The sequence below is a fragment of the Massilia sp. X63 genome (assembly GCF_041023745.1).
In the GTDB taxonomy this organism is placed as follows: domain Bacteria; phylum Pseudomonadota; class Gammaproteobacteria; order Burkholderiales; family Burkholderiaceae_D; genus Telluria.
Window position 1 is genome coordinate 145556 of the sequence record NZ_JBFTEF010000001.1, and the last position, 19866, is coordinate 165421.

Annotated in this window: 21 protein-coding genes; 6 read left to right on the forward strand and 15 right to left on the reverse strand. The window is 65.3% G+C overall.

Annotated features, from left to right (window positions below):
* The first annotated feature begins 69 nt into the window (after positions 1-69).
* Positions 70-504: a hypothetical protein gene (locus AB3347_RS00630; RefSeq protein ID WP_369089838.1), complete on the forward strand. Its 435-nt coding sequence runs from the start codon at positions 70-72 to the stop codon at positions 502-504.
* On the opposite strand, the gene AB3347_RS00635 is transcribed toward AB3347_RS00630, so the two are convergent.
* The 4 genes from AB3347_RS00635 to AB3347_RS00650 form a co-directional block, all read right to left on the reverse strand.
* On the reverse strand, positions 466-993 hold the full coding sequence (locus tag AB3347_RS00635) for a hypothetical protein (RefSeq protein ID WP_369089839.1): 528 nt from the start codon (positions 991-993) through the stop codon (positions 466-468). The genes AB3347_RS00630 and AB3347_RS00635 overlap by 39 nt on opposite strands.
* An 18-nt stretch (positions 994-1011) precedes the next feature.
* On the reverse strand, positions 1012-1335 hold the full coding sequence (locus AB3347_RS00640; protein ID WP_369089840.1) for an SDR family NAD(P)-dependent oxidoreductase: 324 nt from the start codon (positions 1333-1335) through the stop codon (positions 1012-1014).
* Between the two features lie 134 nt (positions 1336-1469).
* Positions 1470-2495: a sulfate ABC transporter substrate-binding protein gene (locus AB3347_RS00645; protein ID WP_369089841.1), complete on the reverse strand. Its 1026-nt coding sequence runs from the start codon at positions 2493-2495 to the stop codon at positions 1470-1472.
* A 107-nt stretch (positions 2496-2602) separates the two neighbouring features.
* Positions 2603-2815, reverse strand: a complete 213-nt coding sequence (locus AB3347_RS00650; protein ID WP_369089842.1) for a hypothetical protein — start codon at positions 2813-2815, stop codon at positions 2603-2605.
* A gap of 162 nt (positions 2816-2977) precedes the next feature.
* Here AB3347_RS00650 and AB3347_RS00655 point away from each other — a divergent pair, with 162 nt between their 5' ends.
* On the forward strand, positions 2978-3745 hold the full coding sequence (locus tag AB3347_RS00655; RefSeq protein ID WP_369089843.1) for a phosphatase PAP2 family protein: 768 nt from the start codon (positions 2978-2980) through the stop codon (positions 3743-3745).
* Between the two features lie 9 nt (positions 3746-3754).
* A complete protein-coding gene (locus AB3347_RS00660; protein WP_369089844.1) occupies positions 3755-4591 on the forward strand; it encodes a metallophosphoesterase in 837 nt (278 codons plus the stop codon).
* A gap of 10 nt (positions 4592-4601) precedes the next feature.
* Here AB3347_RS00660 and cls read toward each other — a convergent pair whose 3' ends face one another.
* On the reverse strand, positions 4602-5990 hold the full coding sequence (gene cls, locus AB3347_RS00665; protein WP_369089845.1) for a cardiolipin synthase: 1389 nt from the start codon (positions 5988-5990) through the stop codon (positions 4602-4604).
* Positions 5987-8104 carry a site-specific recombinase gene (locus AB3347_RS00670; protein ID WP_369089846.1) on the reverse strand — a complete coding sequence of 706 codons (2118 nt, stop codon included), beginning with the start codon at positions 8102-8104 and terminating at the stop codon, positions 5987-5989. The genes cls and AB3347_RS00670 overlap by 4 nt, the downstream gene beginning before the upstream one ends.
* Before the next feature lie 125 nt (positions 8105-8229).
* Between AB3347_RS00670 and AB3347_RS00675 the strand changes: the two genes are divergently transcribed.
* A complete protein-coding gene (locus tag AB3347_RS00675; protein WP_369089847.1) occupies positions 8230-9066 on the forward strand; it encodes a branched-chain amino acid aminotransferase in 837 nt (278 codons plus the stop codon).
* A 125-nt stretch (positions 9067-9191) separates the two neighbouring features.
* On the opposite strand, the gene AB3347_RS00680 is transcribed toward AB3347_RS00675, so the two are convergent.
* The 6 genes from AB3347_RS00680 to AB3347_RS00705 all read right to left on the reverse strand — a co-directional run bounded on the left by AB3347_RS00680 (position 9192) and on the right by AB3347_RS00705 (position 15391).
* A complete protein-coding gene (locus AB3347_RS00680; RefSeq protein WP_369089848.1) occupies positions 9192-9791 on the reverse strand; it encodes an NUDIX domain-containing protein in 600 nt (199 codons plus the stop codon).
* A gap of 155 nt (positions 9792-9946) precedes the next feature.
* The gene (locus tag AB3347_RS00685; protein ID WP_369089849.1) at positions 9947-12790 is read right to left on the reverse strand and encodes a TonB-dependent receptor; all 2844 of its coding nucleotides are present in this window, start codon (positions 12788-12790) and stop codon (positions 9947-9949) included.
* Between the two features lie 331 nt (positions 12791-13121).
* Positions 13122-13790 carry an OmpA family protein gene (locus tag AB3347_RS00690; protein ID WP_369089850.1) on the reverse strand — a complete coding sequence of 223 codons (669 nt, stop codon included), beginning with the start codon at positions 13788-13790 and terminating at the stop codon, positions 13122-13124.
* A gap of 118 nt (positions 13791-13908) precedes the next feature.
* Entirely contained in the window at positions 13909-14055 is a 147-nt protein-coding gene (locus tag AB3347_RS00695; protein WP_020652694.1) for a lmo0937 family membrane protein, read from the reverse strand.
* 144 nt (positions 14056-14199) lie between these two features.
* Entirely contained in the window at positions 14200-14427 is a 228-nt protein-coding gene (locus AB3347_RS00700) for a hypothetical protein (RefSeq protein WP_369089851.1), read from the reverse strand.
* Positions 14428-14611: 184 nt separating this feature from the next.
* On the reverse strand, positions 14612-15391 hold the full coding sequence (locus AB3347_RS00705) for a glycine zipper 2TM domain-containing protein (protein WP_369089852.1): 780 nt from the start codon (positions 15389-15391) through the stop codon (positions 14612-14614).
* A gap of 239 nt (positions 15392-15630) precedes the next feature.
* On the opposite strand from AB3347_RS00705, the gene AB3347_RS00710 reads away from it, so the two are divergent.
* A complete protein-coding gene (locus AB3347_RS00710; RefSeq protein ID WP_369089853.1) occupies positions 15631-16359 on the forward strand; it encodes a Crp/Fnr family transcriptional regulator in 729 nt (242 codons plus the stop codon).
* A 113-nt stretch (positions 16360-16472) separates the two neighbouring features.
* On the opposite strand, the gene AB3347_RS00715 is transcribed toward AB3347_RS00710, so the two are convergent.
* The 3 genes from AB3347_RS00715 to AB3347_RS00725 form a co-directional block, all read right to left on the reverse strand.
* Positions 16473-16694, reverse strand: a complete 222-nt coding sequence (locus tag AB3347_RS00715; RefSeq protein ID WP_369089854.1) for a glycine zipper 2TM domain-containing protein — start codon at positions 16692-16694, stop codon at positions 16473-16475.
* Positions 16695-16715: 21 nt separating this feature from the next.
* Positions 16716-17012 (reverse strand): BON domain-containing protein, encoded by a 297-nt coding sequence (locus AB3347_RS00720; protein ID WP_369089855.1) that lies wholly within the window; start codon positions 17010-17012, stop codon positions 16716-16718.
* A gap of 136 nt (positions 17013-17148) precedes the next feature.
* The gene (locus AB3347_RS00725; protein WP_369089856.1) at positions 17149-19233 is read right to left on the reverse strand and encodes an AsmA family protein; all 2085 of its coding nucleotides are present in this window, start codon (positions 19231-19233) and stop codon (positions 17149-17151) included.
* Between the two features lie 236 nt (positions 19234-19469).
* On the opposite strand from AB3347_RS00725, the gene AB3347_RS00730 reads away from it, so the two are divergent.
* Positions 19470-19844, forward strand: coding sequence for a DUF4398 domain-containing protein (locus AB3347_RS00730; RefSeq protein ID WP_369090502.1), 375 nt, complete (start codon positions 19470-19472; stop codon positions 19842-19844).
* Positions 19845-19866 lie beyond the last annotated feature (22 nt).

A 19866-nucleotide genomic window follows, 5' to 3' on the forward strand; every position in this document is an offset into this window, starting at 1 on the left:
GATGCCGCAAAAAACGCTAGCCTGAGGTCATCGCTCACACAGGCACAACCACCGTTTTGGAGGCACTATATGACAGGCGCAAGCACACTTGACCCGGACAACTTCCCGGAACGTCCAGACCGTAGTCTCGGCAAGGGACACGGCATCGATTCCCTCGGCCCGAGCGACATTTCCGATACCGGCAGCGACGTGGTCGGCGGCCCCGGCTTTGCCGAAGCGCTCGACGAGGACCAGACGCTCGACTTCGACCAAGGCACCACCTCGGATCTCGAACAAAGCCACGCCGGCGGCACCGCCGGGCCCGATGTCGGCGACGCCGACTTCTCGGGCGACAGCGACATGGGCGGCACCGGCGAGCGTGCCGCGGCCGGGCGCGACAATGTTTCCCGCGACGGCGCCGACATCGGCACCGACCAGATCGTGTCCATCCCCGACCTGCCGCTGACCGAGGAGGACACCGAGTTCCTATCGACTCAGCCGCCGCGAGACGCTGAAGGCCGCTAGCAGCGCGCCGCCGCCCACCAGGGCGGTCATCAGCGGCGAGGAGCGCAGGCTGGTATTCGTGTACAGGCTGCGCTCGTGCACGTTCTGCGGCATGCCCTGGCGCTGGCGCAGTTCGGTCGACGGATCAGGCTTGTAGAGGGCATCGCGGCGGTTCGGCGCCCTGGGGCGGCTTGATTTCTGCTGCTTGAACATGCTGGCGTTCATGTAGCGGTCGAACAGGGCCGGCATCAGCTTCGACCCCGCCGCAATCATCTTCGAGGCGCCGCCGGCATAGGCGTCGCGCTTCGGATGTTCGGCGCAGTACAGGATCGCGTCGGCCACCACTTCGGGCGCATAGACCGGCGGCGGCAGGGCCGGTTCCTTGTCCATGTAGTTGCGGGCGTGCACCGCGAACATGGTGTCGATCGCGGCCGGCCGCACCAGCGTCACGGCCAGCGGCGCCCCTTCCTTTTCCAGTTCCATGCGCAGGGCGTCGGTGAAACCCTTCACCGCGTGTTTTGACGCCGCCTACATGCCCTGCATCGGGATCGACCGTTCCGACACTTCGCTGCCGACGTTGATGATGGCGCCGCCGCCGCGTTGCTTCATGCGCCGCACCGCATCCAGCGAACCGTTGATGGTGCCCCAGAAGTTGGTCTGGAACAGGCGGTGGCGGTCTTCCGGCTTGACTTCTTCCAGGCGGCCGAACACCGAGATGCCGGCATTGTTGACCCAGGTGTCGATGCGGCCGAAGCGCGCGGCCGCCATGCGGGCGGTGGTCAGGCCGATGCCGCTGGTGATGCCGGTGATGACCATGACCTGGTCGTGGAGTTTCCGGAGTCTGATTGCCATGACGTAATCCTTTTCAAGTGCTTGAAACGGACGGCCCGCGGCGCCCGGCCGCAGGGCAGGCCGTCGATGAAGGATTCGTATGCTAGCCCGGCTGGAAAAATCGGCGTTTTCGTTCGCTTAGCGGCAGCGTGGACTTACTTGGCCGGCTGGTAGATCTGGTCGAACAGCCCGCCGTCCGCGAAGTGCGCCTTCTGCGCCTGCGTCCAGCCGCCCAGCTCGGTGATCGGGAACAGCTTCACGTTCGGGAACTGCGCGGCATACTTCCTGGCGAACTTGTCCACCGCCGGACGGTAGTAGTTCTTGGCCACGATATCCTGCGCTTCATCGCTGTACAGGAACTCGAGGTAGGCCTGGGCGACCTTGCGGGTGCCTTTCTTGTCGACGTTCTTGTCGACCACGGCCACCGGCGGCTCGGCCAGGATGCTGATCGAGGGGGCCACGATCTCGAACTTGTCCGGGCCCAGTTCGCGCAGCGCCAGCAGGGCCTCGTTCTCCCAGGCCAGCAGCACGTCGCCGATGCCGCGCTCGACGAAGGTGGTGGTGGCGCCGCGCGCCCCCGAGTCGAGCACCGGCACGTTCTTGTAGAGCTTGCTCAGGTACTCCTTGGCGGTGGCGGGCGAACCGCCCGGCTGGCGCAGCGCGTAGCCGTAGGCCGCCAGGTGATTCCAGCGGGCGCCGCCCGAGGTCTTCGGGTTCGGCGTGATCACCGCCACGCCCGGCTTGACCAGATCGCCCCAATCGCGGATCTTCTTCGGATTACCCTTGCGCACCAGGAACACGATGGTCGAGGTATAGGGCGCGCTGCGGTAAGCCAGGCGCTTCTGCCAGTCGGGCGCGATCAAACCTCTTTCGCTGATAGCATCGATGTCGTAGGCGAGGGCCAGCGTGACGACGTCGGCCGGCAGACCGTCGATGACGGCGCGCGCCTGCTTGCCCGAACCGCCGTGCGACTGCTTGACGGTCACGCTGTCGCCGGTCTTTGCCTTCCAGTGGCGGGCAAAGGCGGCATCCACGTCCTGGTAGAGCTCGCGGGTCGGGTCGTAGGACACGTTGAGCAGGGTAATATCGGCTGCTGCGGCAGGCGAGCTCAGTAGCGGGGCAAGCAGCGGGGCCAGCAGCGTGACAGCGGCCAGCGAGCGAAGGAAGGTTTTGCGAAGCATGTCGTTCTTTCAGAGGGCAGTGTGGAGCCTCGAGCTTACGGCTCAGTTCCCCCTGAAGGAACGAATTTAATCGCTTAACAATATGCGGTTTTTGCCGCGATCGCTCCTCAGTGCGCCTTCGACAGGATCAGGAGCCAACGCTTGAACAGCAGCACTTCCAGGTGACCCGGCTCGATGCCGGTATCGCACTCGATGACCGGATTCACCGCATAGAAGCGCTTGCGGAAATCACGGGTGATCAGGAGTTCGCGACGGCCGATACGGACCATAAAAGGGACAGGTACATATTCCAGGCCGAAGGAGCTGTTCAGAGTGGTCATGGTGTTTCCTTTTATTAAAATCGTTGAAGTGAGTAAAGAATATCACAACCACTGTATAAATCCACAGGTACTGTGTGGATGTACAGGTAATTTTTATTTTTGTGGTTTTTTCGCCAAGGGACCCCATCTCCGGACTCATCCGCTAAAACGCCCCATCCACGCATGCGCAACGACATCCTTCCCCGACTCCACCGCTTTGCCGCCGCCCGTTTTTCCCCCGAGGGCGAATATGGACTGTACCTGACGGTCGGCGTGGCCATGCTGCTGCTCGCCACTGCCGTCTTTGCCCGGATGGCGGGCGCGGTCGTGGCCGGCGCCCCGATCACCCAGCTCGATGTGGAAGTGGCCAACTGGCTGCATGGGCATGCGCGCGCCAACGGCCTGCTGCGCGAGGCCATGCTGGTGCTCACCCATGTGCACAGCACCCCGGGCATCCTGGTGCTGGCGTCGATCGCGGGCGTCTGGCTGGTGCGCAAGGGACAGCGCAGCTGGACCATCGCGCTGGTCGCCAGCGTGCCGGGCGGGCAGATCCTCAACGTGCTGCTGAAGCACAGCTTCGAGCGCGCCCGCCCGCACTTCGCCGAGCCGCTGCTGGAGCTGAGCACCTACAGCTTCCCCAGCGGCCATGCGATGGGGGCGACGGTGCTGTACGGCTTCCTGGCCTGCTACGCGGCGCGCCATGCGCGCAGCTGGACGGGCAGGGTGCTGCCTTTCGTGCTGGCGCTGCTCATGGTGGCGACGGTCGCGTTCTCGAGGATGTATCTTGGAGTCCATTACCTGTCCGACGTGCTCGCGGCCGTGGTCGAAGGCTGCGGCTGGCTGGCGATCTGCATCACCGGCGCCGCTACCTTCAAGCGCCGCAAGCAGGCGCGCGCCCGGCGCGCCGGCGCGCCCGCGGGCCGGACGACATCTGACCGTCTAGAACAATAGGAAACAAGGATGCGCACACTCGTACACCTGTCGGACCTGCATTTCGGCCGCGTCGACCATGCCCTGCTGGCGCCGCTGCGCGCACTGGTCGAGCGCATCGATCCGGACGTACTGGTGGTCTCGGGCGACCTGACCCAGCGCGCCCGTCCGGAACAGTTCGAAGAGGCGCGCGCCTGGCTGGACACCCTGCCGGGCCCGCAGATCATCGTGCCCGGCAACCACGACATCTCGCTGTACAACGTATTCCGGCGCTTCGTGAAGCCGCTCGACCGCTACAAGCGCTACATCACCGACGACCTCGACCCCTTCTACCTGGACGACGAGATCGCCGTGGTCGGCGTCAACACCGCGCGTTCGTTCACGATCAAGGACGGCAAGGTGAGCCGCGACCAGCTGGACACCGTGCGCCGGCAGCTGGCCGAGGTGCCGGCCGCGGTCACGCGCATCGTGGTGGCCCACCATCCCTTCGACCTGCCCGAGCATTTCGTGGAGCGCGACCTGGTCAACCGGGCGGCGCGCGCGATGCAGGCGTTTTCGGAGTGCGGGGTGGATATCCTGATGGGCGGGCACATGCATGCCAGCCATGCCGGCAGCACGGCCGAACGCTACCAGATCAGCGAATACGCGGCCCTGGTGATCCAGGCCGGCACCGCGACCTCGACCCGCGGGCGCGGCGAGGTGAATTCGTTCAACGTGCTGCGGGTGGAAGCGCAGAAGATCGAGATCGACCGCTACGGCTGGGACGTGGTGCATGGCCACTTCGAAGTGGTGGACACCGAGAAATTCATGCGCACCGGGAATGTGTGGACGCCGCATAGCGACGGCCTGATGGCGGCCGGCTTGTGAATGCACGACATCAGATCCAGTACTCCGCCAGGCGCCCCATGAACTCGCGGATCCGGTCCTTCCACGGCCGGTGGCGCCACTGCTCCAGCGTGATTTCCTTCGAACTGCGCAGGTCCTCGTTGAACGCGGCCTCCATGTCCTGCCCGAAGGCCGGATCCAGCACCACCACGTTCAGCTCGTAGTTGTGGATGAAGCTGCGGCGGTCGATGTTGGCCGAGCCGATGGTCGACCAGATCCCGTCGATCACCGCCGTCTTGGCATGCAGCACCGCCACCTGCAGCTGGTAGATCTTCACGCCGCCGGCTAGCAGCTGGTCGTAGAAGGCCTGGCCCGCGTACTTGATCAGATCGTGGTCCGACACCCCCGGCAGCACCAGCTTGACGTCCACGCCGCGCCTGGCGGCCCCGATCAGCGAGTCGACGATCTGCTGGTCCGGCACGAAATAGGCCGAGGTGATGTGGATCGATTTCTTGGCCTCGTTCATCGCCACCATCAGCGATTTGTAGATCTCCGAGTCGCGGTCCGGCGAGGTGGCCAGCACCCGCATCACCTTGTCGCCGGCCGGGGCCAGGCGCGGGAAGTATTCGGCCGGCGGCAGTTCGCCGGCGTCCTGGTGCACCCAGTTGTCGATGAAGGCGTACTGCAGCGCGGCCACGGCCGGGCCTTCGATGCGGATGTGGGTGTCGCGCCAGCCGACGTCCGCGCTGTCGACCGTCTCGGGTTTCTTGCGCGAGCGGAACAGCGAGCTGTTGGCATAGGTCTCGCTGATGTTGATCCCGCCGGTGAAGCCGATGCGCCCATCCACCACCATGAGCTTGCGGTGGTCGCGGTTGTTCAGCTGCCACTTGCCGGGCCGCTTGGTCGGGTCCACCGGATTGAAGATCACCACGTTGATCCCGGCCGCGCGCATGCGCTCGAAGAATTCCTTGGGCGTGGCCAGGGTGCCGACGCCGTCGGCGATGATGTTCACGACCACGCCCTGGCGCCGCTTCTCCACCAGCAGTTCGGCGAACTGCAGGCCGATCGGATCGCGGTCGAAGATGTAGGTTTCCAGGTTGATCGAGGACTTCGCGTCGCGCGCCGCCGCCATCATCTCGCGCATGGTGGCGGGGCCGTCGAACAGCAGGGTCACCTTGTTGCCGGGGATGAGCGGCGCACCGGTCGCCTGTTCCTCGAGCACCGCCAGCTGCTTCAGGTCGGGCGAGGCATTGGCCCAGCGCTTGGCCAGCAACTGCGCCGCCTGCTTCGGCTGCAGCGCGCCGCGCGCCGTCGCCACCGCCGGCGTCGCCTTGGCCGGACTGTCCGGCAGGGTGTCGGCGTCGGGCAGGGTCTTGCACGAGGCGACCACGCAGGCAAAGGCCAGGAAGGCCAGGAAACTGGTCAGGCGCTTGTTGTTCATTTCGTGTCCTTCACGATGAGTTCGCTGCTGGTGGCAAGGTCCTTCGGGCCGAGGAAGAATTCCACGGGAGAGGTAAACAGGCGGCGCCCCAGGGCCTGGATCAGCAGGATGCCGCGCTTGAAGCGGATCTTGCGGGCGCGCATCGCCACCCACAGCGCCAGCCCGAAGCTGACCACGAGGTTGACGGTGCCGATCAGGGCCACCCCAAGCGAGGCATTGGCGATCTGCTGCCAGGACAGGGCGTAGTCGAGACCGACCAGGGCAGTGGCGAAATTGGCGGTCGAGAAGGTCACGTGGCGGATGTCGAGCGGCAGGCCGAGCAGGAAGCCGACGAAGGCGGTCGTGCCCAGCATGACGCCGAAGAAGAAATTACCCATCAGGCCGCCGAGGTTGTCTTCGACGTAGGCCGAGAAGCGTTCCAGGCGCTGCGCGCCCAGCAGGCGGCGCAGGCCGCGCAGCTGGCGCACGCGCTGGCCCATGCGCGTGTACAGCGCCTTGTTGTCGTAGTAGCCCGAGACCAGGCCGGCGACGAACAGCCAGATGCCGGCGATCGCCGCATAGAACAGTGCCGGTCCGTGGATCGGGTCGATGTCGGCCAGCAGGTGGTGGGCCTTGGCCGGATCGACCATGTGGCTGCCGTTGATCATCTTGTAGCCCATCGCGATCAGCCAGGCCACCGGGAAAGCCAGCACCACGTTGCCGAGCACGGCCACGATCTGGGTCCGGAATACCTTGGTGACCAGCGTGGCCAGGCTGTCGGCGTCCAGCCCGCGGCCGTTGTCGGCCTTTTGCAGCGAAGCGGCGATGTGCTGGGCCGTCATGGCCGGCTGCTTGGTCGCCACCGTGAAATGCAGTACGTAGATCAGGATGAAGCCCAGCGAATAATTCATGCTGAACAGGAAGGCCTCGACCAGCGGCGCCGTGTGCAGGTAGCCCAGCATGATCTTGAACATCGCCATGAAGCCGACGATGAAGCCGGCGCCGGAGGCGGCCACGAACATGTGGCGCAGGGCGCGCCGGGTCTCGGCGACGTAATGCTCGCCGGTACGGCTGGCGTTCTCGGTGACGTTGCGGGCCAGCAGGTCGACGTTGTCGCGCAGCAGGCCGCGAACCTGGTACTTGGTGTTGTGCGCCTCGATCAGTTCGCCCGCCAGGGCGATCGCGGCCAGGCGGCGGTCGCTCACGAAGCTGCCGTTGGCCGTCGCCACGGCGCTGGCGACGGCGTCCAGGTCCACGGTCGGCGCGCTCGGCAGTGCACCGCTGAGGTCCACCAGGTAGAGCAGCTTGTGCAGGCGCTCGATGCTCTGCTGCAGCGCGACCAGCAGGTAGGTCAGGGCCACGCTGGTGCCGTTGGTCTGCGCGCTGCGCCGGATCTTGGCCACCACCTCGCCGCACTGGTCGAGCATCACCAAGAGGTGGCGGGCGTCTTCCGGCAGCTCGGTCTTGCCGTCGAGGTAGCGCGCATAATCGTCGAGGTAGCGGTTGACCTCGATGTTCTGCATCAGGAAAGGCGAATCGAAATCCTCGATCTCGCTGTAGCTGTGCACCAGGCGCGGCTCCAGGCCGAGCGCGCAGATGCGGCAGGACAGGGTGCGGATCGCGTCCAGCACGCCCATCAGGGTGACATAGCGCGCACGCCCGGCGTCGGCCGGCCTGCCATCGAGCTCGAAGGGCGCGGGCGCGTCGGCGATGACGTCGAACAGGGCGATCCAGTCGGCGGTCGGCACCATGCGGATCCAGGCATGGTCGTCCTCGTCGTACAAGACCTGTTCGAGCGCATCGGACAGGTAGAGGTCGTTCAGTGCCGGCGGCAGGAAACGGTAGCTGATGCGCCTCTTGAGCTCGGTAACGAAACCGTCGTTCGAGAGGATGCCGATGTCGCTGTACAGGCTGGTATGCCGGCGCGACTCGAGCAGGGTAGTAAGGTAGCGCTGCAAGGCCCAGGCCTGGGTCGGGTTGCCCTTCAGTAACTGGGTGAGGGTGCGCACGGCCTGCACCGGATCGTCCGCGTGTTGCCAGGCCCAGCGGTTACGCGGGCGCAGGCAATCGACCAGCTCGACCAGCAGGTCGATGCGGTCGCTGTCGGGATCGATCCGTTCAAGAATGGAAAGCATGGGCAGTGTTGACTCGGGAAAGCCATAGTGTACGCGAGGCATTGCGAGCTCATGGTTCGGCACCGAACAATGACCCGTCGAAAGCGGTACACTGATGAACTGTTTCAATGTAAAAAGAGGGATGCATGTACCTGACTTATTTCAACGGCCAATGGACTGAAGGCAATGTGCCGCTGTATGGCGCGATGGACCACAGCTTGTGGCTGGGCTCGTCGGTATTCGACGGCGCACGCGCGATGCGCGGCAAGCTGCCCGACCTGCGTCCGCACCTGGAGCGGGTGATCACGTCCGCCGACAAACTGGGCCTGCGCTGCCCGCTGGGCGTGGACGAGATGGAAAAGCTGGTGCGCGAAGGCGTGGCCAGATTCCCGGCGGATGCCGAGCTCTACATCCGCCCGCTGGTGTTCGGCACCGAGGGCTTCCTGATCCCGGTGGCCGAGGCCAGCCAGTTCGCGCTGACCATCTTCGACGCGCCGCTGCCGCCGTTTGCCGGTTTCGCGGCCTGCCTGTCGACCCTGCGCCGCCCGCAGCCGGACATGGCCCCGACCGACGCCAAGGCCTCGGCCCTGTACGCCAACTCGACCCGCGCCATGCGCGAGGCCAAGGAGCGCGGCTTCGACCAGGCCATCATGCTCGACGCCGACGGCAACGTCGCCGAGTTCGCGTCCTCCAACCTGTTCATCGTGGCCGAAGACGGCGCCGTGGTGACGCCCCGGCTGAACGGCACCTTCCTGGCCGGCATCACCCGCGCGCGCGTGATCGCGTTGCTGGCCGCGGAAGGCGTGCAGGTGCAGGAGCGCAGCGTGGCGCCGCAAGAGCTGTCGACGGCCCGCGAGATCTTCAGCACCGGCAACTACGGCAAGGTGACGCCGTGCACGCGCTACGAAGACCGTACGCTCGAGGCGGGGCCGGTGGCGCGCCGCGCGCGCGAGCTGTACCTGGCGTTTACCGAAACCACCTGACCGGCTGCGATCTGCTTTTCGTGGCGTGGGCGGGTCTCCCGCCCACGCGGTGATCGTGAGGGCTCGAATCGACGCACGAGCTGCATTGCCGTGACTTGAACGCGTGGGCAGGGAACCTGCCCACCCTACAAAGGCGCACAGTTTCGTTGCTGCAGTTCTTCCCGCAGGAACTGCAGCAGGATCACCGTCTTGGCATCCTGGATGCCGCCTTCCTTCACCCTCCTCAAGGCGTCGTCGACGTCGATCTCGAGCACTTCGATGTCCTCGCCTTCCTCCCGCTTGCCGCCCCCAATGTTCTTGCGGTCGCGCTCGCCGTATTCGCCCAGGTAGCAGTGCACCGTCTCGGTCAGCGAGGACGGGTTCGGGAAAAATTCGATCACCTTGCGCAGGCCATGGCCGCGAAAGCCGGTTTCCTCGCACAGTTCGGCGCGCGCGCGCTCGCCCGGATCGGCATCGTCGAGCATGCCGGCCGGGACTTCGATCACGAAGCCGTCATGGCCGGCCAGGCGCGCGCCGATGCGGAACTGGCGCGTCAGCAGCACGGCGCGCTTGGCCGGGTTGTAGAGCAGCACGGCGGCGCCGCCTCCATTGAAGTAGACCTCGCGCGTTTCTTCCTGCACGGCGCCGTCGCGGCGGCGCTGGCTGAAGCGGATTTTCTTCAGCTCGAATCCGTCGGCGCACAGGGTTTCCTGCTTCAGGATGCGGATCGGGTCGTCGTCTTGCATGGAAGGCTCCGGAGGCTGTCGGGTCGACTATAGCGCCGGAAGCGGACGCAAAGCGCCCGGATGGTCATGCAAAATTGGTAGCGCATCGCTGGTGCCAATAAAAAAGCCGCCGGGCTTGCGCCAGGCGGCTTTCATTCAAGCCAGGTGTTCGGTAATCAGAACTTGTAGCTTGCGCTCACGCGGAAGTAACGGCCCATGGCATTGTGCAGCTGGGTGTTGAAACCTTCGGTCGGGTAACGCGGATCGTAAGGAGCCGCGGTGTCGAAGATGTTCTTGATGTTGCCCGACAGGGTCCAGTTCTTGAAGCCGGTGTACGAGTAGGCGACGTTGAACGTGGTCCATTCCGGCACCGAGCAATCGCTCACCCAGTTGCTGAATTTCTCCAGGCCGCCCGGTCCGCCCTTGCCGTAGTGGCAGTATGGGGTGGCATAGGTCACCCAGCTGTCGGTACGGCGCAGCAGCGAGACCGGCGAGACGAAGTCCACCGAGCCGGTCAGCGAGTGCGGGCCCTTCGACCAGTTGCTCGACAGGCTGGCGCGGTGACGCGGAATGTCGCCCACGGTGGTGGCCCAGTCCGAGTAGCCGCCGGCAGTGCCGACCAGGTTGGTTTCCTTGTCGCCTGGACGCTCGGCGCGCTTGAAGGTGAGCGCATAGCTCCAGTCCAGCTTGGTGGTCAGGCGGCCCTTGTCGCCCAGGTTCAGGCGATGCGCCACTTCGAAGTCCAGGCCCGAGGTCTCGGTTGCGCCCTGGTTCACGTAGTAGCGGTTGACCGCGGTCAGCGGGCCGGTGCCCGGGATCGGCTGGCCGTTGGCGCCGATCAGCTGGTTGGCGATGCTGGTGTCACGGATCGCCAGGGTCGGGTACAGCTCCGGGTGGTCGACCACGTAGCCGGCCGACAGCAGGGCGGTTTCGTCTTCCTTGCGGATCTTGTAGTAGTCCACCAGGATGTCGATATTCCTGGTCGGGGCGATGATCGCGCCGAACGAGAAGCTCTTCGAGGTTTCCGGCTTCAGGTCCGGGTTGGCCTTCGACATCGACGAGATGCGGCGCGAGCAGTCCGAGGTATCGGCGCCTGGCAGCGGGTTCTTGCCGTCCGGGCAGCGCACGGTGTCGGTGACGGTCGAGAACGACTGGACGCCGCCCTTGGCGATCTGCGACAGGGCCGGGGCGCGGAAGCCTTCGGCGTAGGACGAACGGAAGGTCAGCTTGTCGTTGACGATGTATTTGGCGCCGACTTTCGGCACGAAGGAGTTCTCGGTCGGGTACTTGTCGTAGCGGCCGGCGAAGTCCATTTCGAATTGCTTCGTGAACGGGGTGCGCAGCTCGACGAAGGCCGACTTCACCATGCGGCTGCCGTCCACCAGCGAGTTGGCCAGGCCGAGGATGTTGCCGACCTGGGTTTCGCGGTCGGGCGTCATCGACAGCTTTTCCTGGCGGATTTCGCCGCCGAAGGCCAGGCCGATGTCGCCGCCGGCGAGTTGGCCGATCGTGGTCGAGGCCTTGGCGTCGAGCTGGGCGACCTGGGCGTAGCCCTCGTTCACGACGTCGCGGTAGGCCATCGGGTCGGCCGCGGTCTGGGCCAGGGTGCGGCCTTCGCCGACGATGCGGTCGATGGTCGGGCGGTACAGCATGCCCTTCATGGTCTCGGTACGCTCGCTGCGGTTCAGCAGCAGGGCGCTTTCCCAGTCGAAGCGGCCGGTCGTGCCCTTCAAGCCCGCCAGCAGGCGGCCCGACTGGTTGATGTTCTTCGAGCCGCCGTCGATGCCGGTGAAGCGGTAGCCCACGGCTGCGCGCGAGGTGGTCCACGGATTGTCCGGATGGCCGGCCGGCAGGATCAGCTGGTAGTCGCTGGCGGTGCCGTTGGCGCGGAACACGGTGGTCGGCGAGGTCGACAGGATGGTCGACGCGTTGCCGGTGTATTCGCGCTCGGTGCGGGTGTAGCCGGCTTCGGCGAAGGCGGTGATGTCCGGGGTCAGCTGGAAGCTCAGCTTGCCGAGCAGGTTGGCGTCCTTGCCCTTCGACTGCGCTTCCTGGTTGCTCCAGGTGTCGTAGTTGCAGAAAGTGCGGCCGTTCAGCATCGAGGTGGCCGACAGGTTGTGGCGGTCGCGGTTGCCGGTGATCTGCTGCGAGGCGTCGCAATCGGTGCGGTTGATGATGTCGGCGCCGGTCGCCAGGGTGGTGGCGAAGTTGCGGCCGCCGGCGGTGCGCTCGCGGAAGAAGAAGGGCTGGTTCGACAGGTAGCTGCCGTACTCGTTCAGGCGCGCGTTGATGTCGGCGTACATGTGCTGCTTGACGTCGCGCGCTTCCCGGATGCCGGTGCGGTCGCGCGAGGCCAGGTCGAAGCTCAGGAAGGCGTTGTAGCGGTCTTCCTGCAGGTCGCCAAAGCCGAACACGCCCGAGACGTTGCGGCGCGCGAACTCGAGGTTGTCGTTGGCGCTGGTCGAGGCGGTGATTTCCTTGCCCTGGTAGTTGGTCTTGGTGATGAAGTTGATCACGCCCGCGATCGCGTCCGAACCGTAGACGGCCGATGCGCCGTCCTTGAAGATCTCGACGCGCTCGATCGCCGAGACCGGGATCGTGTTCAGGTCATACACGGCCGACTTGCCCTGGTTCGGGTCGGCGTAGGCCGAGGCGGTGATGCGGCGGCCGTTCAGCAGGATCAGGGTCGACGAGGAACCGAGACCGCGCAGCGAGGCGGTCGAGGCGCCCTTCGAGAAGCTGCCGTCGGTGATGTCGTTCGAGGTGCCCGAGCCGAAGGCCGGGATCGAGTGCAGCAGTTCCGAGACGGTGTTGGCGCCGGTGGCGGCGATCTGCTTGGCATTGATGGTGGCGACCGGCGAGGAGCCTTCCTTGTCGGCGCGCTTGATGTTGGAACCGGTCACATAGACTTTCTGGACCGAGGCCTCAGCGCTTTGCTGGGCAAATGCGGCGCTGCTGGAGGCAAGCGCCACGGCGACAGCGATGACGCTGCGCTTTACTACGAGTTGCTGCTTAGACAAAATATCTCCGAAACTTCTGAAACACAGCCGCGGCCGGGGTACGGGGCGGCGTCTTACGCTTGTTGATGACGATCCGGCAAAGTGTGAATATTCACCGGGGGTGCCATCAAAACATTTCAGATAAACAAAAGTCAAATTTGTTTGGTAATTTGTTTATCATCTGTTTGTTTCATGCGACACGCATAAGCGAAGCTCATGGTCAATACGGAAGCACGTTATGGACGCGGCCCGGATGAGCAAGAAAAATTTATTCATTGAGCAATGAAAAAGGCCGGCGTATGCCGGCCTTGTCTAGACAGCTGGGTGAGGATTCACCCCGATGTCGCCTGGATCAACCCTGGCCGCGCTCGGCCACGTAGATTTCGACGCGGCGGTTGCGTGCACGGCTGGACGCATCGTTGTTCGAGGCGATCGGTTCGCGCGAGCCGCGGCCTTCGATCGTGACGCGGGCCGGGTTCACGCCGCGCGCAGCCAGGTAGTCGCGGGTGCGCGCCGCACGGTCGACCGACAGCGGCTGGTTGATCGCGTCGGTGCCGGTATTGTCGGTGTGGCCGATGATGACCACGGTGGTGGCCGGGTTGTCGTTGAGCGTGCTGGCGAAGCGGTCCAGCACCGGCTGGAAGTTCGACTTGATGTCGGAACGGCCGGTATCGAACGAGACGTCGCTCGGGATGTCGAGTTTCAGGCGGTTGTCGGCGGTCTGGCTGACCTGCACGCCGGTGCCGCGGGTGGCCTGTTCCATCGCCTGCTTCTGTGCTTCCATGCGCTTGGACCAGATGTTGCCGATCACGGCGCCGGCGGCGGCGCCGATGGCCGCACCGCCGGCCGCGCGCTTGCCGCCGCCGCCGCTGGTGCTGGCGCCGACGATGCCGCCCAGTGCCGCGCCGATGCCGGCGCCTTGCGCGGTGCCGCGTTGGGTTGGGCTCATGTCGGCGCAGCCGGTGGCGGTGAAAGCCACGAGCGAAGCGGCAATGACGGATTTGCTCAGTTTGGTATGCATGTTGATCTCCTTAAAAAACAAAAATCCGCTTCGCGGTCATGCCCGCAGAGCTCGACTGCAGGCATGACCGTAAAGCGGATTGGTCCTACAAAAAAACCTGTTCAATGGCGGTCCGCCGCTATATGCCTCGTCCGCTGATCAGGCGCACCAGGATCATGATCACGGCGACGACCAGCAGGATGTGGATGAAACCGCCGATGGTGTACGAGGTCACCAATCCGAGCAGCCAGAGAACGATGAGGATGACAGCAATAGTATATAGCATGGCAAGGCTCCTTCACGGGAATCACGCGCTTCGGCGTCGTGATTCCAGTATGCCGCTGCATACTGCTGGCCTCTGTACGATGGCGTACTTATTAGACAACTTCGCGACAACTTCGCGGCAAGGGCATCGAGGCCAGCAAGGAATTCAGGCGCGCTGCTGTTCCTTGCGCAGCCCCGGGATCCAGCCCATGAAACCCAGCAGTCCGGTGACCCCGATCAGGCAGGTGACCAGGCCGCCGGCCACCAGGAACACCACATCCTGTGCCTGCAGGCCGCCCGCCGCTGCTTCGCCCGGCGGGTGCGCCGACAGCAGGCCGAAGCTTGCCACGATCACGCCCCAGACGATGATTCCGATCCATGCCATGCTGTTCATGATGCGTTCCCCTTTGAAGTGGTTATTCTTTGCACCGCGCGCATTGATAGCGTGAATCCATTGTCCGGTTAGCTCATCCATTGGTCCGTGCGTTGCCGCACATTGCAAATAAGAAAAGTTATTCAAATGCAAGAAAGCCGGCGCCCCGTCGGGGATGCCGGCTTTCGCTGCGGGGGAAGGGTGCTCAGGCGACCGAACGCAGGCGGCCCTTGACGATGCGGACACGGTCGCCGCTGCGCCATGCCGGCGGGCTGCTCTGGCGGAAGGTGCGCAGGGTGCCGTCGTCGAGCCGCACGCGGATCTCGTAGCTGGTGCTGGCTTTCATGTTGCCTTCGACCTGGTTGCCGACCACTGCGCCGCCAATGGCGCCGGCAGCGGTGGCGATGGTGCGCCCGGTGCCGCCGCCGATCTGGTTGCCCAGCAGGCCGCCGATCACGGCGCCGCCAGCAGCGCCCAGGCCGCTGCCCTCGGCGCGCTGCTTGATGGTGCGGACCGATTCCACGTTGCCGCAGTTCGAGCACCAGTTGCGGCCGTTGTCGGCGGCCGCCACCTGCACCGCCTTCTTCTTCGGCTGGCTCGCCGGCTCGTCGTATACGCGCGCCGTCGCCGCCGCGGCGGTCGCTGCCGGCGCCGGTGCATAGTTGCTGGTCGCCGGCGCATACGCCTGGGCCACGGCCGGCTGTGCCGGCTGGACCGCTTGCTCCGGATACGCGGCAGGCGCGCCGCCGGTGACGGGCTGGACATAGCCAGGCGCAGCTTGCGGCGCGCCCTGCGGCAGTGACGAGGCCAGCGCCAGGCGCTCGGCTTCGCTCAGCTGGCGTTCGCTGTTGCTGCCTACCGAAGAGGGGATCCAGCCCAGGATGGCCGCCGTGCCGACCAGGCAGAACAGCAGGACCGCAAGCGCGGCCAGGATCATCAGCGGGTGCATGCGTCCGCGTGCGGATGGGTTGGGTGAGGTGTTCATGATCGATCCTTCCGAAGTTTTCTTGTCGATATTCTTGTCGAGCCCGACTGCGCGCGCCGCTGCGCGGAGGCATGTGCGACGGGCAGCCTGTGCATTGCCAGATTGTCCTCAGGAACAACAAGCGGTTCCGTGCGTCACCGTACATACCCACAGCAAGGAGCGCGGTTACGCTGACCTAAATTGTTTGCAAATGTATCCGAGAGACGCTTCGGGTCAGACAGTCCCCACGCGAGAATCCAATGAATTTTGCCGCACCGCCGCCGATTGCCGAACACAACAGCAACCTGCTGCTGGCCGCGCTCCCGCCGCAGGAACTGGCGCAGATCCTGCCGCTGCTCGACCCGGTCACCGTCGAGGTGGGCGAGGTGCTCTGCGAAGCCGGCGAGCCGCTGCGCTACATTTATTTTCCACATGATTGTTTGATCTCGCTGATGGGCGTGGCCGAAGGGCGCATGACCCTCGAGGTCGGGCTGGTGGGGCGCGAAGGCATGGTCGGCGCCACGGTGGCGCTGGGCCACGACACCACCCAGGTGCGCGCCATCGTCCAGCGCGCCGGCAGCGCCAGCCGCATGGACGGCGCGCGCTTCCGTCACGAAGCGGCGCGCAACCCTTCGCTGCAGCGGGTACTGTACCGCTACACCGACACGCAGCTGGCGCAGGCGATCCAGATCGCCGTCTGCAGCCGTTTCCATGTGCTCGAGGCACGCCTGGCGCGCTCGCTCCTGATCACCCGCGACCGCCTGCGTTCGGACAAATTCCACCTCACCCACGAGTTCCTTGCGCATGCGCTCGGCGTGCGCCGCGTCGGCGTCACCAAGGCCGCCAGCGCGCTGCAGCAGCAGGGACTCATCATCTACAGCCGCGGCAACATCGAGATCCTCGATCCGGAAGGGCTGGCCGCGGCTTCCTGCACCTGCTACGAAATCGTCAAGGAAGCGGGGGCCCAGCCCATGCACGGTCTCATGTAGACGTGCAGTTGCTGCGCATCGCCATCGGCGTCATCCATCGTCAACGATGACAGCGCCAACAAAAAAGCCTGGCATCGCCAGGCTTCCTTGTGTCGGAGTTTTTAAAAAATCGTTCAGTTGGTCTTGCCGACCTGGTTGCCGACGACGCCGCCCACGGCTGCGCCGCCCACGGTGCCGACTGCGCTGCCGCCGGTCAGGGCGCCGCCGATCACGGCGCCGGCGCCGGCGCCGATCGCGGTGCTCTTGTCCTGCTGCGACATGCCGGCGCAGCCGGTCAGGGCCAGGGCTGCGGTTGCCAGGGTTGCGGTCACTGCCAGTTGTTTGATGGTCTTCATGTTGATCTCCTTTACGGTGGGTTATTTCAAGCGCAAATCATTCTTAACAGATTTCACGCCTTTCACGGTCCGGGCAACCGATGCCGCGGCCGCCACACTGTCCGCCGAGCCGACGAATCCGCTCAGCTGCACTACGCCCTGCATGGTCTCAACCTCGAGTTCCGACACCTTCAGCGCAGGATCGCGCTCGATGGCGGCCCTGACGCCGGCGGTGATGGTGGCGTCGTCGATGGCTTGCGCCACCGGTCCTCCGCCACCCGAGCTCGCACATCCTGCGACCTGGCCCAGGGCCAGCATCACTGCCAGGACGGCGCTCACGCTCAGTTGCTTCCTTGTTCGCTTCATCCGGCGGCAGTGTTCGTCGAGTCCATGTGCACAAGATATTGTTTCTGGTCGAGATGATCTGTTCGACAACACACAGTACGTCGAAGTTCCTGTCCGCGTCGCAACGTTCTCAGCGGCGCTGGGTCTTGCCCGGCGGCGGCGCCTTCGGTTTTTCGCGCGCGTCCGCCAGCAGGCGGGCGCAGTCGCTGTCCTGGCCCGGCCCGGCATTGATCAGGGGGATCAGCGCGGCAACCGGCGTGACGGCGGCCAGCGCCAGGGCGCTGCCTGCCTTCATCGCCAGCACCCCCTTGTCCACCGAGATGTCCGGCTGGCTGAACGGGCCGCGCACGTAGAAGGGCGAGCGCAGCGAGAACAGGCGCAGGCCCTTGGTCTTCGGATCGATGCGCAGGTCGAGCTGTTCGTTGGCCAGGTTGATGCTGCCGCTGATGTTCACCAGCGCCTCGTTGGTGTCCACCACGAAGTAGCGCGTGCGGGCCACGCCGCTGCTGACCGCGAAATCGGTGGCCATGCAGTTGAGCTGCACCTGCTTGTCGCCGAACAGCTTGGTGACGATGATGTTGGCCACGTTCAGGCCCATCATCTCGAGCATCAGCTTGCTCACCTGGCCCTGGTTGATCAGGGTCTTGAGCTCGCCGTTCGAGCCGGCCAGCAGGCTGGCCACCGAATTGCCCTGCGCGGTCAGGTTGGCGTCGCCGCTGATGCTGCCCACCGAGGCCTGCAGCTGTTCGATCTTCGGGAACAGCTTCTTGATCTCGATTTTGCGCGCCGTGATCTTGGCCTGGGCCTTGATCGCCTTCGGTCCTTCGCGCCCGCGCCCGTCAAGGCGGATGTTCGAGCGCACCGTGCCGCCGGCCATGGCGAATTCGATCGGCTCCAGGTTCAGCACCGCATTGTCCATCTTCAGGTGGGTCGACAGCTTGCTGATCGGAAAGGCCGTATCGCGGACGATGCGGTCCGCGGCGAAGCGCACGTCGGCATCGAGCCGGTTCCAGCGCTCGGTCTTGAATTCCTCGACCGGCAGTACCTTGCCGCTCGGCTGCACGACGTCGGCATTGCGTTCCTTCTTGGCCGCGTTGGAGTCGGCGCCGATCAGGGGCGCCAGGTCGGCGAAGACCAGCTTGTTGGAGCGAACATTGCCTGACAGCTTGGGACGGGGCTCGCCGCTGGCGTACTCGAGGCGTCCGCCGATATCGGAGGCGCCGACCTTGCCCTTGAAGTTGTCGTAGACCCAGTGCGAGGCGCGCTTGCCGTCGCGTTCTTCGCCCAGCCGTCCGATCAGGCGTCCCGAGGTCGAGAACGGACCGGTGGTCGGCAACACCACGCCGATGAAGTGGTACAGCTGGTCCATGCTGGGGCCGGCCAGTTCGAGCTTGAGGTCGAGCGCCGCCAGCCTGGCGGGACGGGTCACCGTGCCCTCGACCGCGATCCGGGTCTTGCCGGAGCGCATATCGGCCTGGACCGGGTAGGGCGTGCTCTGCTGCTTCAGCGAGAGCACCGCGCCGGCCTTGCCGCCGCCATCGACCCTGGCGCCGTTGTAGGTGCCGTCGAGGGTCCAGGCGACGCCGTAGCGGGCGTCCTTGTCGAGGGTGCGCACGCGCGCCGTCACGTCGGCCTTGGTGAGCGCATCCTTGATGTGCACCACGCCGTCGGTCAGCACCACGCGCTCGAGGTCGAGCGTCCAGCGGGATTTTTCGTCTTTCTTTTTAAAGGTCCAGTTGTTGCGCCGTTCGTCGAGGCGCAGCAGGTCCACGCGCGGGCCGTCGAAGCGCAGCAGCGGGATGTTGATGGTGCGCGAGAGCAGGGCGAAGGGATTGAGCGAGAACGAGAACTGGCGCGCGCTGCCCGAGTCTTGCGCCGGCATGCCGGCGGGGTTGCCGATGTGGGTATCGTTGGCGATCAGGTGCGGCCAGGGAATGTGGTCGCGCCAGGTGCGCTCGGAAGGCGCCATGGTCTCGGCCGGGCGTTCCCATTCGACTTGCAGCTTGCCGCGGATGGCGAACGGGCGCTCGATCGCCTCGCTGACCTTGGCGTTGATCCACGGGCGCGCGCGGTTCCAGTCGAAGGTCAGGATGAACACGATGGCGATGAGCGGAATGGCGACCAGTACGCCAAGTATGCTCAAGAGAAGTTTCTTGCTCGTCTTGCGGCGCGCCGGATGACGGCCTTGCGCCGCCGGCTTGTCGGTATCGGCCATGGCGGACTTTCGTTTGTGTGAGGGTCGACCCAGCTTAGCGCAAGCGACATGCCCCCAATGTGCGCTGCCTAACGCTCTGCCGTTGAGCAGATCGCCGTGCGCCGGGCAATGTGCGTCAGCGAACCGAAGCGCGGAGATAACAGGTTTATAACGTTATCCAGGACATTTCCTCATCTACAGGAGAATAAGCGATGGACCAACAACACCCGATGCCCCGTCTGCTGAAGTCGGTTGCCATGGCCACCGCGGCGGCCGGCGCGCTGGTGCTGGCCGGCTGCGCCAGCCCACAGAAGGCCCCTGCCACCGCCGACGTGGCGGTCTCGCGCAATGCGGTCGAGAACGCGGTGTCGGCGGGTGCCGCCGAGCTGGCGCCGGAAGAAATCACGGCCGCCCGCGACAAGATGATGCGCGCCAATGCGGCGCTGGCCGCCAAGGACTACAAGCTGGCGCGCGAGCTGGCCGTGCAGGCCCAGGCCGACGCCAAGCTGGCGCAGAGCAAGGCGCGCTCGGCCAAGGCCACCGCTGCCTCGCAGGCGCTGGACGAAGACCTGCGCGTGCTGCGCCAGGAAGTCGACCGCGCGAATGCCGCGCAGCCGGCGACCCAGCAATAAGTGCAGGCCTCGCGCCGGCAAT